The sequence below is a fragment of the Sphaerotilus microaerophilus genome (assembly GCF_023734135.1).
Classification (GTDB): Bacteria; Pseudomonadota; Gammaproteobacteria; order Burkholderiales; family Burkholderiaceae_C; genus Sphaerotilus; species Sphaerotilus microaerophilus.
The window spans coordinates 2233348-2248506 of the sequence record NZ_AP025730.1 but is presented as its reverse complement, the minus strand read 5'-3'; the positions used below and the strand labels follow the sequence as shown (position 1 = coordinate 2248506).

10 protein-coding genes are annotated in these 15159 nt (G+C 74.4%); 2 read left to right on the top strand and 8 right to left on the bottom strand.

The window, feature by feature from the left end:
- Positions 1-25: 25 nt before the first annotated feature.
- The 5 genes from NGK70_RS09800 to NGK70_RS09780 form a co-directional block, all read right to left on the bottom strand.
- Positions 26-457, bottom strand: a complete 432-nt coding sequence (locus NGK70_RS09800) for a DNA-binding protein (RefSeq protein ID WP_251973054.1) — start codon at positions 455-457, stop codon at positions 26-28.
- Positions 429-1049: a MarR family transcriptional regulator gene (locus NGK70_RS09795; RefSeq protein WP_251973053.1), complete on the bottom strand. Its 621-nt coding sequence runs from the start codon at positions 1047-1049 to the stop codon at positions 429-431. Before NGK70_RS09795 ends, NGK70_RS09800 begins: the two co-directional genes overlap by 29 nt.
- 210 nt (positions 1050-1259) lie before the next feature.
- On the bottom strand, positions 1260-2516 hold the full coding sequence (locus NGK70_RS09790) for an ATP-binding protein (RefSeq protein ID WP_251973052.1): 1257 nt from the start codon (positions 2514-2516) through the stop codon (positions 1260-1262).
- A 133-nt stretch (positions 2517-2649) separates the two neighbouring features.
- Entirely contained in the window at positions 2650-3192 is a 543-nt protein-coding gene (locus NGK70_RS09785; protein ID WP_251973051.1) for a DNA-deoxyinosine glycosylase, read from the bottom strand.
- Complete coding sequence (locus tag NGK70_RS09780) at positions 3189-4091, bottom strand: TatD family hydrolase (protein WP_251973050.1); 903 nt, start codon at positions 4089-4091, stop codon at positions 3189-3191. Before NGK70_RS09780 ends, NGK70_RS09785 begins: the two co-directional genes overlap by 4 nt.
- Positions 4092-4136: 45 nt before the next feature.
- Between NGK70_RS09780 and NGK70_RS09775 the strand changes: the two genes are divergently transcribed.
- Together NGK70_RS09775 and gloA2 are read left to right on the top strand one after the other, a co-directional pair.
- Positions 4137-4556, top strand: coding sequence for a hypothetical protein (locus tag NGK70_RS09775; RefSeq protein ID WP_251973049.1), 420 nt, complete (start codon positions 4137-4139; stop codon positions 4554-4556).
- 31 nt (positions 4557-4587) lie between these two features.
- A complete protein-coding gene (gene gloA2 / locus NGK70_RS09770) occupies positions 4588-4998 on the top strand; it encodes an SMU1112c/YaeR family gloxylase I-like metalloprotein (RefSeq protein ID WP_251973048.1) in 411 nt (136 codons plus the stop codon).
- A gap of 15 nt (positions 4999-5013) precedes the next feature.
- Here the strand turns inward: gloA2 and recD are convergent, their stop codons facing one another.
- Genes recD through recC form a run of 3 tightly spaced genes read right to left on the bottom strand, consistent with a single transcriptional unit; the run spans position 5014 to position 15108 of the window.
- Positions 5014-7242: an exodeoxyribonuclease V subunit alpha gene (gene recD / locus NGK70_RS09765; protein ID WP_251973047.1), complete on the bottom strand. Its 2229-nt coding sequence runs from the start codon at positions 7240-7242 to the stop codon at positions 5014-5016.
- A complete protein-coding gene (locus NGK70_RS09760) occupies positions 7239-11246 on the bottom strand; it encodes a UvrD-helicase domain-containing protein (protein ID WP_251973046.1) in 4008 nt (1335 codons plus the stop codon). Before NGK70_RS09760 ends, recD begins: the two co-directional genes overlap by 4 nt.
- Positions 11247-11271: 25 nt before the next feature.
- A complete protein-coding gene (gene recC, locus NGK70_RS09755) occupies positions 11272-15108 on the bottom strand; it encodes an exodeoxyribonuclease V subunit gamma (RefSeq protein ID WP_251973045.1) in 3837 nt (1278 codons plus the stop codon).
- Between the last annotated feature and the right edge of the window lie 51 nt (positions 15109-15159).

Below are 15159 nucleotides of genomic sequence, written 5' to 3'. Positions count from 1 at the left end.
CAACCGCGCTGCCTCGGCGTCTCCCTCACAGCAACTCAGGCCGCTCCCTGCCCAGCCACTCCCGCAACTGCCGTTGCAGATCACCTGCAGCAGCCACGCAGTCGACCACCGCCGACTCCGGCACCAGGTCGCCGGAATAGTCCGACAGGTTGCGCTGTTTGCGCAGCGCATCGAGCAGGCGGACCGTCGCGGGCGGCAGGTTGATCGTCAGCGTCAGGCACTGGATCGCCGTCTGGTGGTGGCCGGGCACGCTGGTGCGGGGGCGGTAGCCGTGGGCGTGCAGCGCCAGCATGGCGAGTTGCATGATCGACTTGTAGGCCGCGTCGAAGCGGTTCTCCGCGCTCAGCCCCTGCAGTTGCGCATCGGCCAGGTTGCGTGCCAAGGCGGCCAGCAGGCGGACCACCTGGGCACGATCGGGTGCAACGAGTTCAAGCGTGCGGCCGAGCAAGTTCTGCAAGGTTATCTTCGCCTCCGATCAAGAAGAGCTTGGGCTTGGCCAGCACATCGCGCAGATACGGTTCCTCGCTTGCCTTGGCGGCAAACTCGGCCCGGCTGTAGACGCGCGGATTGACTTCGCGGCCCAGCTCCTCCTGCAGCGGATAGAACAGTTCCACCGCCTGCGCGAAGCTCAGGCCCTCGCCGATCAGCATCACGTCGATGTCGCTGCCCCGCGTGGCACTGCCCTGTGCCATCGAACCGAACACAAAAGCGACCTTGAGCCCGGCCGCCACCGGCTCCAGCGCCTGCACGAGCCGCTCGGCCCAGCCGGACGTCTTGCGCAGGAGGCCTGCCACCTCGTGGAACACCGGGCAGCCGGTATCGGCGCTGTAGAGCTGCTGGTTGCCGCGCCGCTCGCGCCGCAGCAGGCCAGCCTCGGCCAGCTTGTTCAACTCCCGCGTGATCGTGCCCGCCGGCAGCCCGGTGCGCCGCGCCACCTCCCGGCCATGCAGCGCCTCGTCCGGCTGCAGCAGCAACAGCCCCAGCACCCGGCGCCGGTACTCCGGCAACAGGACCGCGGCGAGGGCAGAAGGGGAAGGGTGCTGCTTCATTGGCAGCGATTGTCGCTAAATTTGCAGCGGATGGGGAGGCGCTTCGCCGCGGGATTCGACCGACAAGCGCTGGCGCCTGCTGCACGCGCCGCCCCGGTGAGTGCACGGCCACGGCCGTTGTTCTCCCACGTTGATCCCTGATCGCCATAGGTGGCTTGGGTCGGTGCTTTTTTTAATTCTGCGGAATTCTCTCGGATTGCCGCGCCTCGATCACGCCCTGCCCGACTCCGCCAGCGCCACCCACCACATCGCCAGCGGCACCGCCCACAGCCCCGCGCCGAAGGGCAGCACCTCCTGCCCGGCATAGAGCACATAGCCGAGGCGAAAGCGCTCCGGCTCGGTCTCCTGCAGGTGGCGCAGGCCCTTGAAGTCGTTGGCGCCGAGGGTGGCGCTGGCCTTGACCTCGATGCCGGTGAGCTCGCCCTGGCGCGACTCCAGCACGAAGTCCACCTCCTGGCCGGCCTGGGTGCGGTAGTGCCAGAGCGTCAGGCCGCGGTCGCTGAAGGCGAGGTGGCGCAGCAACTCGCCCAGCACCCAGCTTTCGACCAGCGCGCCGGGCAGGCCGGGTGCGGCGGCCAGACTGGTGTCGTCCTGCCCCGCCAAGTGCGCCAGCAGGCCGCTGTCGGGGATGTAGAGCTTGGGGGCCTTCACCAGGCGCTTGGAGGCATTGCGCTCCCAGGGCTGCAGCCGGTGCACGAGGAAGAGCGTTTCCAGCAGCGTGAAGTAGCGCTTGAGTGTGCTCTGCTGCAGGCCGCCGGCACGCGACAGCTCGGCAAAGTTGAGCAGCCCGCCGCTGCGCGTGGCCAGCAGCTTCAGCAGGTTGGGCAGCTCGTGCAGTTGCTCGATGCGCGCCAGCTCCTGCACGTCACGCTGCATCACCGCCTGCAGGTAGGCGTCGAACCAGGCGCGCCGCCGCGCCGCGGTGGCACGCTGGGCGGCTTCGGGGAAGCCGCCGCGCACGAGCATGTCGACCAGTTCCTCGCGTGTGGCGCTCAGTTGCCCCAACGGCTGCGGGCCGCCGTCGGCGAGCCAGTCCACGCGGTTGAGGTCGGGCTGCGCCTGCCGCTCAGCAGCCGACAGCGGCCACAGCGGCAGGATCTGCATGCGCCCAGCCAGCGACTCGGCCAGCCTGGGCAGCAGCAGCACGTTGGCCGAGCCGGTGAGCAGGAAGCGCCCGGGCTCGCGCCGCTGGTCCACCGCCACCTTGATCGGCACAAAGAGGTCGGGCGCGCGCTGCACTTCATCGATCACCACCGGCCCGGCCAGCCCCTGCACGAAGCCCGCCGCATCGCTACGCGCTGCCGCCAGCACCGCAGCGTCATCGAGCGTGAGGTAGCGCATCCCGCGCCGGGCCGCGTGGTCCTGCACCAGCGTGCTCTTGCCTGTCTGGCGGGCACCGTTGAGCAGCACCACGGGGGTGTCGGCCAGGGCCTCGTCGAGCCGGGGGGCAATGTGGCGGTTCAGCATGGGAATGGGAATGGGGGCGGGGGTGGCACGCAGCGGGATAAGAATCAGATATTCAACCAGTACGTGGCTGAAAATCAACCAAGCAGTGGTTGATTTTCATGACGTCCGAAGGCAAACACAATCGATCAAGCGATCAAGCGAGCCCGTATGCCCCAAACACCTCCCGCCAGGCCGCCAGCTTGCGCTCGAAGCTCCAGCTCGCGTTCGCCGGGCTGGTCGATGGCAGGCGGTGGACGGGCAGGCCGAGGGCGCGGGTGATGCGCATCGTGCGGGCGGATTCGCCGCCGTTGTGCGCCAGGGCCTGCAGCGCCGGGGTGCGCTCGCGCAGGCCGGCGAGGTCGTTCAGCTCGGCAGCTTCGATGGCGGAGTCGAGGCTGCCCTCGCGCTGGCAGCGGGCGTACACGTCCCAGATGCCCAGGCCGCGCTCGCGCACCACGGCCAGCCGCTCGGCATAGGGCAGCGCGCGCAGGTCGATGCCCCAGAGCGCGCCCAGCAGCGGCCAGAAGTGGTTGCGCGGGTGGGCGTAGTACTGCTGCGCGGCCAGCGAGGCGACGCTGGGGAAGCTGCCCAGCACGATCAGCCGGGTGTGCGGCGCCACCACCGGCGCCAAGCCGGTGAGCTTGTCAGGCCCCGGTGCCAGGCCGGTGAGCTTGTCGGGCGTCGATGCGCTGCTCATGGCGCGGCCGCCTCCGTGGGTGGCAGCAACGCCGCCAGCCTGGGCAGCGCGGCCAGCGCGTTGGCGGTGGATTGGCGCGCCACCTCGGCCAGGCTGAGGCCGCGCAGCTCGGCCAGGGTCTGGGCGATGCGCGGCAGCTCGGCCGGCTCGTTGCGGTGGTGGCCGGCGCCGTCGCGCTCCCGCTCGGCAGCGCTGCGGTAGAGCCAGGCGGGCGGGATGTCCGGCGCGTCGGTTTCCAGCACCCAGGCGTCGGCCGGCAGCTCGGCAGCCAGGCGGCGGATCTGCAGGGCGCGGGCCTGGGTCATTGCACCACCGAAGCCGAGCTTGAAGCCCAGGTCGAGAAAGGCCCGCGCCTGCTGCGCGCTGCCGTTGAAGGCGTGGGCAATGCCCCCTTGCCCGCCTCGCCCGCCTCGCCCGCCGGCCACGCGCGTGCGGCGCAGCAGCGCCAGCAGCGGGTCCGCCGAGCGGCGCACGTGCAGGATCACCGGCAGGCCGGCCTCGCGCGCCAGGCCGAGCTGGGCGGCACAGCAGCGCGCCTGCACCTGCGGGTCCAGCCCGGGCACGAAGCCATCCAGCCCGATCTCGCCCACCGCCACCAGGCGCGCATCGCCCGCATGGGCCTGCAGCGCTGCCTCCAGTGTGGCCAGTGCATCGGCCGGTTCACGCTCGACGTACAGCGGGTGGTAGCCCAGCGCGTAGGCATCGCCACCGGCGTGGGCCAGCGTGCGCACCGCGTCCAGGTTGGCGCTGCTGACCGCCGGCAGCACCAGCAGGCCGACGCCCGCGGCGCGGGCACGGACATGCACCGCCACGCGGTCGGCATCGAACTCGGGCGCGTCAAGGTGGCAGTGGGTGTCGATCCAGACGTCGTTCATGCCGTCGCTCATACCGTCACTCATGGTCGGATGATGCCGCCTCGCCAGCCGGGCACGTATGCTGCTGTCATGAACCCGACGAACCTGCAGCTTGAACTGGCCGACTCCGAGGTGGCCGCCATCGACCTGTCGGAGGGCGGGCGCTGGCTGCGGCTGCGGCTGCGCTTCTCGGCCGCGGCGCTGCGGCAGCAGGCCCCTGGCGAACCGGCCGTGGCCGGGCACGGGCGCAACGTGTGGCTCGACCTCACGGGCGTGGAGCCGGCGGCCGCGCTGCCGGCCGGCTGCTTCGGCCGGATCGTGCACGGGCGGGTGCGCGTGGGCGGGCGCTGGCTGGCCGCCTTACCGCTGCCGGGCACCTGGGCCGGCGCGCCGGAGCCCATCGAGGTGGAGCTGAGGTTCGGCCACGGCAGCGAGCTGACGCTGCGCGCCCGGGGCCTGACCTGTGATTTCGAGGGTGTACCGAACTTCCGCGAATCGCTGGCCTGCTGACCCCGGCAGGCCGCCTGACCGAACCGACGCCATGCCCACCCCTGCCCTGCGCGGCCTCCACCACGCCGCGATCATCTGCTCGGACTACGCGCGCTCGAAGCGCTTCTACGCCGGGCTGCTTGGCCTGCGCATCGTCGCCGAGCACCACCGCGAGGCGCGCTGCTCCTGGAAGCTCGACCTCGCCCTGCCGGACGGCGCGCAGATCGAGCTGTTCTCCTTTCCCGAGCCGCCGCCGCGGCCCTCACGCCCGGAGGCGCGCGGGCTGCGCCACCTGGCGTTTGCGGTGACTGACCTGGACGCCAGCGTCGCCGCCCTGCAGGCCGGCGGTGTGGAGGTCGAGCCGATCCGGGTGGACGAGTACACCGGTGCACGCTTCACCTTCTTCGCCGACCCGGACGGGTTGCCGCTGGAGTTGTACGAAGTGAGCGCAGGCTCTCTCTAGAGCCACCTCGTTCGCTCATTCCGCAGTTCCGGCCAACCGCATCGGCAGGCCGCTGGCGCGGCGGGTGCGGCGGCGCACCGCCTGCTCGAACACCGCGGGCTGCGCCGCCACCAGCGTGAAGCGGCTGCGGGCGCGGGTGATGCCGGTGTAGACCAGCTCGCGCGTGGCCACCGGGTTGGCGCGCGGCGGCAGCACCAGCACGGTGTGCTCGAACTCCGAGCCCTGCGACTTGTGCACCGTCATCGCCCAGGCGGTTTCCACCGCGGCCAGGCGGCTGGCCAGCACGCTGCGCAGCTGGTCGCCATCGGCAAACCAGACGCGCAGCGGGCCGGCGCGGCGGGCAGGGCCGGAGCCCGAGCCCTGTCCCGACGCCGGCGTGGGAGCGGCCCGCAGCGCCAGGCCGACGTCGCCGTTGTAGACGCCCAGCGCGCTGTCGTTGCGCGTGACCATCACCGGCCGGCCCTCGTACCAGTCGTTGCCCAGGCCGGCGCTGGCCCCACCGTGGATCAGGCCGCGCTGGCGCAGTGCCTGTTCGATGGCTCGGTTCAGCCCGGCCACGCCCCAGTCGCCCTCGCGCAGCGCGCACAGCAGCCGGAAGCGATCGAAGGCGCCCAGCACCCGCCGCACCCACGCGGCGTGATCTTCCACACTCGCTGACGGAGGTGGGCGCTCACCCAGCGCCTGCAGGAAGGGGCCGTAGCCGCCCTCGGCACCCGCGCGGCCCTGCAGCGCCAGCCGCAGCACCCCGCCCGGCTGCGGGTCCGCCAGGTGCGCCAGCTCGGGCCCGGGCGCCTGCAGGCGCTGCAGCGCCACGCTGGCATCGCCGGCGTTGACGGCCTGGGCAAGCTGGCCGATGGCGCCGTGGAAGCGCCGGCTCTCGCGCAGCATCACGGTCTGCTGCGCCAGCGCGCTGGCCTCGCCAGGCGCGGCGAGGTAGGGCGCGGGCAGCGGTGCGCCGGTGCAGGCGGCAATCCAACCGGCCGTGTCTGAGCCGTAGCGGCCGGCCTCGGCATCGGCGCAGAGGTCGCCCAGCACGGCGCCCGCCTCCACCGAGGCGAGCTGGTCCTTGTCGCCCAGCAGCAGCAGGCGGGCCCGGCGCGGCAGCGCGGCCAGGAGTGCGGCCATCAGCTCCAGGTGCACCATCGATGCCTCGTCGACCACCAGCAGGTCCACCTCCAGCGGGTGGCGGGCGTCGTGGCGCAGGTGGCGGGTGTCCGGCCGGGCGCCGAGCAGCTTGTGCAGGGTGTGCGCCTGGGCGAGACGCTGGGCCAGCAGGTCCCAGTCGAGCAGGCCCGGCTGCGCCTGGCGCAGGCCCTGCAGCGCCAGGTCGATGGACTGCTTGAGCCGCGCCGCTGCCTTGCCGGTGGGCGCGGCCAGCGCGATGCGCAGCGGCACCGTGGGCGGCTGCAGCGCGAACACCAGCGCCAGCAGCCGCGCCACGGTGTAGGTCTTGCCCGTGCCCGGCCCGCCGGTGATGAGCGCCAGCCGGCCACGCAGCGCCACCGCGCAGGCCGCGCGCTGCCAGTCCAGCGGGGCGCCCGGCTCCCGGGGGGTGAAGAGCCGGTCCAGCCAGGCGCGCACTTCGGCCGGATCGGGCGGCGGAGCCTCGGCCACCAAGTCGTTCACGGCACCACTTGCCGGCATGGGCGCCGGACCGACCCGGGCCAGCACCTCGGCGGCCACCAGGCACTCCTCGCGCCAGTGCCGGCGCAGGTAGAGCCGGCCGCCTTCGAGCAGCAGCGGCGTGGCCGGGCCGGCGCCGCCCGTCTCCGGCACGCCCGGCGCCAGCACCTGCACCGCGGGGCTGGCGGCGAACAGCGCCTCCCAATGCGCCAGCCCCGGCGCCGAGGCCTCCGCGACCAGCCGCGCCATCAGGCTGCGCAGCGCCTGCTGCGCCGGCTCGGGGCCATCGAGCCACTCGTCCACCTCGGCGGCCTGCAGAGCAAGATCCGTTGGGACGGGCACCGCGGCATCGGCCAGCGCCAGCAGGTCCGCCAGCACGATGCAGCTGTGGCCGCGCCCCTCGCGCTGGGCCAGCAGCGCGGCGGCCAGCAGCAGCTCGGGGGGCGAATCGGGCAGCTCGGCCTGCAGCCAGCGCGCCAGGGCCAGGTCGAGCCGGCGCAGCCAACCCAGCTCGGCCCAGCGGGCGAGCTCGGCCAGCACCGCGGCGGCGTCGGGCGGCGTGTCCGGAGCCGTGTGCGGGGACTGGTCCTGGGCCGGCCCGGGCAGATTCAAGGTCGTCATGCGGGGGTTCCTTCTACCGCGGCCTCACCCTCGCCCGCCAGGCAGGCATCCAGGGCGTCGAGCAGCGCGGGCGTGGCCGGCAGGTGCACGCAGCCGGCGCCCGGGGCGGCGATGCCGCGCAGGAAGAGGTAGATCGCCCCGCCCAGCTGGCGCGCCGGGTCGTAGGCGCTGCCCAGGCGGGCGCGCAGCAGGCGGTGCAGCGCCAGCAGGTACAGGCCGGCCTGCAGCTCGTAGCGGTGTGCCAGCATGGCCTGCTCCAGTGCCGCGGGGTGGTAGGCCGACTCATCGGCACCGAGGGCGTTGGACTTGTAGTCCAGCACCCAGTAGCGCCCGCCGTGCTCGAACACCAGGTCGGCAAAGCCCATCAGCAGTCCCTGCAGCTGGCGCGGCGGCAGCACCGGGCGGGGGCGCCCGGGCAGCAGGTGGGCCAGGCAGGCGGCGTCCAGCGCCTGGCTGCGCAGGCCCACGCTGGGCATCCAGAACTCCAGCTCGGGCCGCAGCAGCCGCAGCGCGCCCAGCGGCGCGGCCAGTGGCGGCAGGGGGGTGTGCAGCAGGCGGGCCAGCCAGTCGATCACCGCATCGGCGCGCTCGCCGTGCCCGCCACGCTCGCAGCGCCGTCGCAGCGCGGCCTGCACGGCCTCGTCGCGCGGGTCGGCAAAGCAGGCCGCGCCGGCCTCACCGGCCTCCTCCGCGGCATCGCCGCCGAGCGCCTCCTGGCCCAGCGCCTCGCCCTCCTGCGCCAGCCATTCGAGCTGGTCGTGCAGGAAGTTGCCGGCCAGCGCGCCCTTCGGGAAGGCGTGCCAGCCCGCAGCGGTAGCGAGCGGCGGCGTCTCAGCCTCGCCCGTGTCGGCGACGGGCAGCACGGCAAGCAGCTCCTCGCGCAGGCGCTCCTCGCGCAGCGCGTCGCCGGGGCTGGATTCAGACAGCGCGGCCAGCAGCCGGGCCTCGTCGAGGTCGCGCACCAGCTGGGAGAAACTGCCCACGCCCCAGTCGCGCTCGAAGTCGGCGCGGTAGGGGCGCAGCTCGATCAGCCCGGCCTCGGGTGGCGGGCGCTGCCAGCGGCGGCCGGAGGGCGGTGCATCCAGCCGCTCGAAGCGGGTGCCGGGGTCGGCGTCGGCCCAGCGCTGCAGCCGCAGGCCGACCTCTTCGGCCGGCAGCGGCCGGCCGGCGCAGAGCAGGTGGCCCAGCGCGCCGCGGTGCAGGTCGTGGGTCGGGCCGTTCTTCGCCGGGCGGGCCACCGCCGGCAGGCCGATGCCCAGCCAGATGGCGTGGCGCGCGCGGGTGAGCGCCACGTAGAACAGGCGCAGCTCCTCGCGCAGGCGCTCGGCATCGGCGGCGGCCAGCGCCTCATCACCGAGGTGGAAGTCGAGCCGGCGCCGCCCGGCCTCATCCACCACCTCGACCGCCTGGCGCGCGCGCCGGGTCAGCGGGTGGGCGCTCTGCGCGAAGGGCAGGAAGACCAGCGGGTACTCCAGCCCCTTGGACTTGTGCACCGTCACCACCTGCACCAGCGCGGCGTCGCTCTCCAGGCGCAGCACGCGCTCGTCGCCCGACGCACCGGGCCCGCCCTGGATCGCCTCGGCCAGCCAGCGGATCAGCGCGTGCTCGCCATCCACCTGCGCAGCCGCCGCCTGCAGCAGCTCGCCCAGGTGCAGCCAGTTGGTCAGACGGCGCTCGCCTTCGGCCTCCCCCCGAGAGACTTGTTCAGCCAGCGGCCACCGCGGATCCGGCTGCGCCGGTCCGCTGGTGGCGCCCCCCTGGGGGGGAGCGGCAGGGCCGCAACGGGGGGGGGACAACCACTTTGAGGGGAGTTCCAGCTCGTGCAGGCTCTGCTGCAGCATCGCCAGCACGCCCTGGCGCTGCCAGGTGGCGCGCAGGCGCTGCAGCAGGGCCAGGCGCTGCTCCCAGGCGTCCTCGTCGTCGCGCAGCGCCTGCAGCTGCGCCCAGTCCAGGCCCAGCGTCGGCGTGGCGAAGGCGGCGCGCACGCGCGGCGCGTCCAGCGGGTCGGCCACCGCCTGCAGCCAGCGCAGCAGGTCGGCCGCCTCAGGGCTGGCGAAGACCGAGTCCTGGTCGGACAGGTAGACCGAGTTCACGCCCACGCGGCGCAGCGCACGCCGCAGCGCATCGGCCTCGCGGCGGCTGCGCACCAGCACGGCGATGTCGCCCGGCGTCAGGCGGCGAAAAGCCTCCGGTGCGCCCGCCTCGCCTGGCGTCACGAAGCCGGCCTGCGGATCGCCGAGCAGCGCCACGATCTGCGCCGCCGCTTGGCGGGCCTGCAGGCGGCGCAGCGCCTCGGCCGGCAGCGGCGTGGGCAGCCACTGCAGGTGCAGTGCAGCCAGCTCGGCAGGCACTGCACCAGCCACGCTGGCCACCAGCCGCTCACGCCGGCCCTGCGCGCGCACCGGCTCGAAGGGCAGCGCCCAGGGCCCGCGCTGCGGCAGCGCGAAGGCGCCCACCGGCGGCGGCTCGCCACCGGGCAGCCCCGCCTCCCAGCCGTCCTCGGCCTGGGTGAAAACGCGGTTCACCGCCTCCACCAGCGCCTCGGTGGAGCGGTAGTTGGTGTCGAGCATGTACTGCCGCCCGGCAGTGGCGCCCCGCGCGGCGAGGTAGCTGTAGATGTCCGCGCCGCGGAAGCCGTAGATCGACTGCTTGGGGTCGCCGATCAGCAGCAGCACGCTGGCGGGCCGGTTGGCGGCCACGTCGTAGAGCCGGTCGAACAGGCGGTACTGCAGCGGCGAGGTGTCCTGGAACTCGTCGACCAGCACCGCCGGGTACTGCGCCACGATGCGCGCGCGCAGGCGCTCGCCCTGCGGGCCATCCAGCGCCTGTGCCAGCCGCGCCTGCAGGTCGGCAAAGCCGAAGCGCGCGCCCTGGCGCTTGAGCCGCTCCAGGCGCTGCGCCACGCCGTGCACCGCGTGGCGCAGCAGCGCCTCGGCCAGGCCAGCGCGCTCGTCGAGCGTGCGCAGCAGCGCGTGCAGCGCCTCCACCACCGGGGGCAGCGCGGGCAGCGACTGGTTCTTCGCCAGCGCATCGGCCAGCCCGGCCTCGGTCAACCGGCTGCGGCCGGTCTTGAGATCGGGTTGCTCCTGAGGCCCCTGGGCCCAGTCGGCCAGCGCGTCGCACCACTTGCCGTGGTAGTCGGCACGCAGCTTGCTGCCGTTGAAGACCTTGGCCCGGCATTGCGCGTCCAGCCAGGCGCGCAGCTCGGCGGCGCCTTGCACCCAGCCGGTCTTGAGCGCCGCCAGCTCGGCGAGTTGCTGCCCGGTCCACTGCGCCAGCGACTGGCCCCGGCCGGCAAACTCGCCCAGCAGCTCGGCGCGCCCCAGCAGCGGGCGGACCTGACCGGCCAGCACATCGACGCTCGGCCAGCAGGCCAGCACCGCCTCCAGCGCCGGCCCGGCGAGCGGGTAGACCTCGCGGCGCCAGTGGTCGTGCACGGCCTGCTGGAGCAGCTCGGCCTCGTCGGCCACCAGCTCCTCCTCGAAGAGCTGGCCGCTGTCGAAGGCATGCTCGCGCAGCATGCGCTGGCACCAGGCGTCGATGGTGTGCACCGCCGCGTCGTCCATCGCCTCGGCCGCCAGCGCGAGGCGGTGCGCGGCGGCGCGGCGGGTCAGGGCGGGGCCTGGCTCACCGGGCGCTTCGGGCTGGCCATCTGGATGCGCCTCGATCAGCGCTTGCAGGAAGCGGTCCTGCGGCGCGGGCTGCGCCTCGCCGCGAAAGCAGCGCGCCGCCTCGATCAGCCGCGCGCGGATGCGCTCGGACAGCTCGCGGGTGGCCGCGCGGGTGAAGGTCATCACCAGGATCTCGGCCGGCGCCAGCGCACGCGGCGGCGCCTCGCCCGGTGCGCCATGGCCGAGCACCAGGCGCAGGTAGAGCGCGGCGATGGTCCAGGTCTTGCCTGTGCCGGCACTGGCCTCGATCAGGCGGCTGCCCTGAAGCGGCAGGCGCAGGGCATCGAGGACGGGAACAGGCAGGGCCGGGCCAGGGGAAGCAGGCAGGGTCATGGCGCGGTTCGGCTCTGGGTGGCGCTCAGCTTTCATCGGCGGCCTCGCTGGCACCGTCTGGCCCGGCGGCGTCGCCCTCGTCCGGGCCGGGGCGGGCGCCGGGCAGCTTCTCGGCCGTCACGCCCTGCTCGACCCAGTCGCACAGAGGGCCGTACAGGCAGGCCGCCCAGTGGCCGAAGGCGGCGGCCTCCAGGCTGCCGGGGTCGTCCGGATCGCCCTGATCACCCTGATCGTCCAGCCCTGCGGCATCGTCCTGCACATCGCTGCCTCGGCCTGGAACCGCGGCCGCCGACAGGGCCTCCCAGTCCGGCCAGCAGCGCGCCAGCGCGGGCTCGTCCACCTCGGGCGGCATCCGGCCGCTGCGGTCCTCGTAGGCGCGGCGGGCGGCCTGGTTGGCGTCTTCGAGGCTGCCGGTGGCGAGCCGGGCCAGCCAGGCCAGCGCGCTGCGCCGCGCCACCGGCAGCGGCTGCTGCAGGCCAGCGTACCAGGCCTCCAGCAGGGCGGCGAGCGCCTGCCGGGCGGCCTCCGGATCCGGCGGCTCCAGCCGCAGGATGGCGTCACGCCCCACCAGCACGCCGCGCAGCGGCACGCCGCAGGCCGCCGCCGCCGCCAGGCGCAGCCAGGGCGCGAGCAGCTGGCCCGGCAGCGCCACCACCTGATCGGGCTGCCGCTGGCTGGGCGTGCGGGTGAGCCGGCGCGCATCGATGGCCAGCCAGACCGGCGCGTCGTCCGCACCGGCACCCGTACCCGCACCCGCACCGGCGGGCAGGCGCAGCTCATCCAGCCAGTCTTCCAGCACGATCGGGGTTGGCACGCCGTCGATCTGGACAGCAAAGCGAAGCTCGCGGTGGCGCGCCGGCAATGGGTGCTCGGCCTGCAGCGTCTGCCAGGCCTGCAGCATCGGCTCGCTCATGTCCAGGAAGCGCGCCTGCCAGCGCTGCCCCGGCGCGCCCAGCGGCAGCTCGCCGCGCCGGGCCAGGCGCTGCACCTGCGCGGCCAGGCCGCGGCGCAGCGCCGCCGGGCTGTCCACCTCGCCCGGACCGCCCGCCGCGTCCGGCCGGGCCGCCAGCAGGGCCTTGAGCAGGATCGTTTCGTCCAGGCCGCTGAGCGCCATCGGCTCGTCGTCGGCCAGGGCCTCCTCCAGCGGCGCGAAGACCACGCCGAGCCGGTCGCGCAGGTGCGCTGCCACCGGCTGGCGCAGCCAGTCACCCAGGCGGCGCAGCGTCAGCGGCAGCATGGCCGGCAGGTCGAGCGCCGCAGCGGGAGCCAAGGGAGCCGAGCCGCCTGCCTCGGCACCTGCTGCGGCATGGGCAACGCGCCACTCGCTGGCGTAGGTGAACAGGCGCGGCGCGGCCGCCCTTGCCTCGCCCTCTGCCTCGCCCTCTACGTCGGTCCCTGCCTCAAAGTAGCGCCGGCTGAAGGGCTGCAGCGGGTGCTCGGTGGTCAGCGCCGCCAGGCGCGCAGCGCCCCAGCCGGCGGCCAGGTAGTCGCGCAGCTGCGCCACCAGCACGGAGGGCGGCTGGGCGGTGTTGTCCCGTGCGCTGCGGCCGGCCCAGCTGACGTACAGCTGCCGGCGCGCGGACAGCAGCGCCTCCAGCATCAGCAGGCGGTCGTCGTCGCGCCGGGCGCGGTCGCCGGGGCGCCGCTGGCTGGGCTGGGCGATCAGGTCGAAGTCGGCGCGCGGGCTGCGGCGCGGGTAGTCGCCATCGTTCATGCCGAGCAGGCAGACCACCTCGAAGGGGATGGCGCGCATCGGCATCAGGGTGCAGAACACCACCCCGCCAGCCAGGAAGCGGCTGCGCAGGCCGGGCTCGTCGACGCCGGCCAGCCAGGCCTCGCGCAGCACCGCCAGCGGCAACTCGTCGGTGTAGCCGGCCGCCTCGGCGTCCTCGCGCCAGCGGCCCAGCGCCTCGGCCAGCGCACCCAGCAGCAGGCGCTCGTCCTCGTCCGCAGGCTCGAAGAAGGCCCCCAGCAGCGCCCGGCAGCGCGTGTCCCAGTCGGCGGGCGTGGCGTCGATGCGGGCGGTCTGCCACCAGCACCGCAGCGCGTCGACCAGCGCGGCCAGCGAGCCGGCCACCGCGGCATCCAGCCCACCCACCTCGTCATAGGGCTCGATGCCCTGCCAGACGCCCCCGCCGGCGCCCACCCCCGCGTCCGCGGCCGCCTCGTCCGCCGGCCCCACCGCGTAGCCGGCCAGCATGCGCTGCAGCCCGAAGGCCCAGGTGTTGACCTCGCCGCACTCGCCCAGGCCCAGGCTGGCACGGTGCGCCTCGTCCAGGCCCCAGCGCACCCCCGCGCCGGCCAGCCAGCGAGCGGCAATGGCCCGGCCCGCCTCGTCCAGGCCGAAGCGCCGCGCCAGCGCCGGCACGTCCAGCAGGTCGCGCAGCTCACCGGCGGTGCAGCGCTGCGTGTCCAGCCGCAGCAGCCACTCCAGCGCCAGCAGCAGCGGCCGGCGCCCGCGCGCGCGCAGGTCGGCGATCTCGTAGGGGATGCGCCGGGGGTCGCCCGCGGCGTGGCGGCCGAACACGGCGTGGATCAGCGGCGCCCAGGGCTCGATGTCCGGCAGCATCACGACGATGTCGCGCGGCGCCAGGCGCTTGCCGGCGTTGGGGTCTGCCGGCCCGGTCCGCAGCGCCAACAGGTCCAGCAGCTGGTCGTGCAGGATCTCCACCTCGCGCATCGCGCTGTGGGCAAGGTGGAAGACGATCGAGCGGTCCCCGGCGGGCAACTCGGCCGCCATGCCTGCGTGCTCGTCCAGCGGGGCGTTGTCGCGGATGCGCGCCTGCACCTGCTGCAGCAGGGTCACGCCGGGGCCGTCGTCGAACAGGTCCACGCGCGGGAGCGCGAGCTGGCGCGCCACCGCCTCGGTCTCGTCGAAGTGGTCGAGCAGGCGCACGAAGTCGCGCGCCTGCCGCCCCCAGGCCGCCAGCAGCGGATTCGCCTGGGCATGCGCCTCCTCCAGCGGCAGCTGCGCGAGGTCGATGCCGCCGCGGTGCGGGTGGCGCAGCGGCTGCGGGCGCGCCAGCAGCTCGCGGCCCTCGATGATGTCGGCCCAGTGGTAGCGGCAGGGGTTGGGCACCGCCAGGATCACCTGGGCATGGCGCGCCAGCGCAGCCAGCGCCTGCAGCGTCTGCGCCGGCAGGTGGCTGACGCCGAAGACCACCACCCGGCGCGGCAGCGCCGCTGCGGGCCGCTCGCCACCGTGCAGCGCCGCCACGCAGCGGGCGTGCACCTCGCTGCGCACGCCCAGGCGCTCGGCCTCGTCCAGCTCGGCGCCCACAGCGCGCCACAGCCGGGCCTGCCAGCGCTGGTCCTCGGGCAGCGGACTGCACTGCCCGCCGGGGCCGATCAGCTCGTCGCGCCCCGCGCCCCAGGCCTGCAGCCAGTCGGCCCGGTAGACCTGGTACTGGTCATAGAGATCGGCCAGGCGCTGCGCCAACTGCCAGCGGCGCGACAGGTCGGGGCCCGCGTGGGCGCTGGCATCCGCCCCGGCGGGCTGCAGGAACTGCGCCAGCGGCTCGTAGCCCGGCTCGGCCACCAGCGCGGGCAGCAGGCGCATCAGCCGCCAGGCCAGCGGCGCCTCGTCCAGCGGCGAGCGCGCCGGTGCTCCGGCACGCCCCAGCGTGGCGCGGTACAGCCGCCAGAGAAAGCGCGCCGGCAGCTCCACCCGCGTGGCCGCGCACACCCCGGCGCGCGCCGCCAGCGACATCTTCAGCCACTCGGCGATGCCGTTGCTCTGCACCAGCACCGTCTCGGTCTCCAGCGGCGCCAGCGGCTGCGCCTGCAGCCAGGCCAGCACCGTGTCCAGCAGCCACTCCAGGCGGTTGCCGTGCAGCACCAGCAGGCCGGGGGTCAGCGGCACGGCTGAATGAGAAGAGACAGCGGAATCGGACTCAGGAAGCGTTGCGGCGAC

Coding starts and splice junctions, on each gene's coding strand:
- NGK70_RS09795 (WP_251973053.1), bottom strand. CDS start 1,049: ATGAAGCAGCACCCTTCCCCTTCTGCCCTCGCCGCGGTCCTGTTGCCG.
- NGK70_RS09790 (WP_251973052.1), bottom strand. CDS start 2,516: ATGCTGAACCGCCACATTGCCCCCCGGCTCGACGAGGCCCTGGCCGAC.
- NGK70_RS09785 (WP_251973051.1), bottom strand. CDS start 3,192: ATGAGCAGCGCATCGACGCCCGACAAGCTCACCGGCCTGGCACCGGGG.
- NGK70_RS09780 (WP_251973050.1), bottom strand. CDS start 4,091: ATGAGTGACGGTATGAGCGACGGCATGAACGACGTCTGGATCGACACC.
- NGK70_RS09775 (WP_251973049.1), top strand. CDS start 4,137: ATGAACCCGACGAACCTGCAGCTTGAACTGGCCGACTCCGAGGTGGCC.
- gloA2 (WP_251973048.1), top strand. CDS start 4,588: ATGCCCACCCCTGCCCTGCGCGGCCTCCACCACGCCGCGATCATCTGC.
- recD (WP_251973047.1), bottom strand. CDS start 7,242: ATGACGACCTTGAATCTGCCCGGGCCGGCCCAGGACCAGTCCCCGCAC.
- NGK70_RS09760 (WP_251973046.1), bottom strand. CDS start 11,246: ATGACCCTGCCTGCTTCCCCTGGCCCGGCCCTGCCTGTTCCCGTCCTC.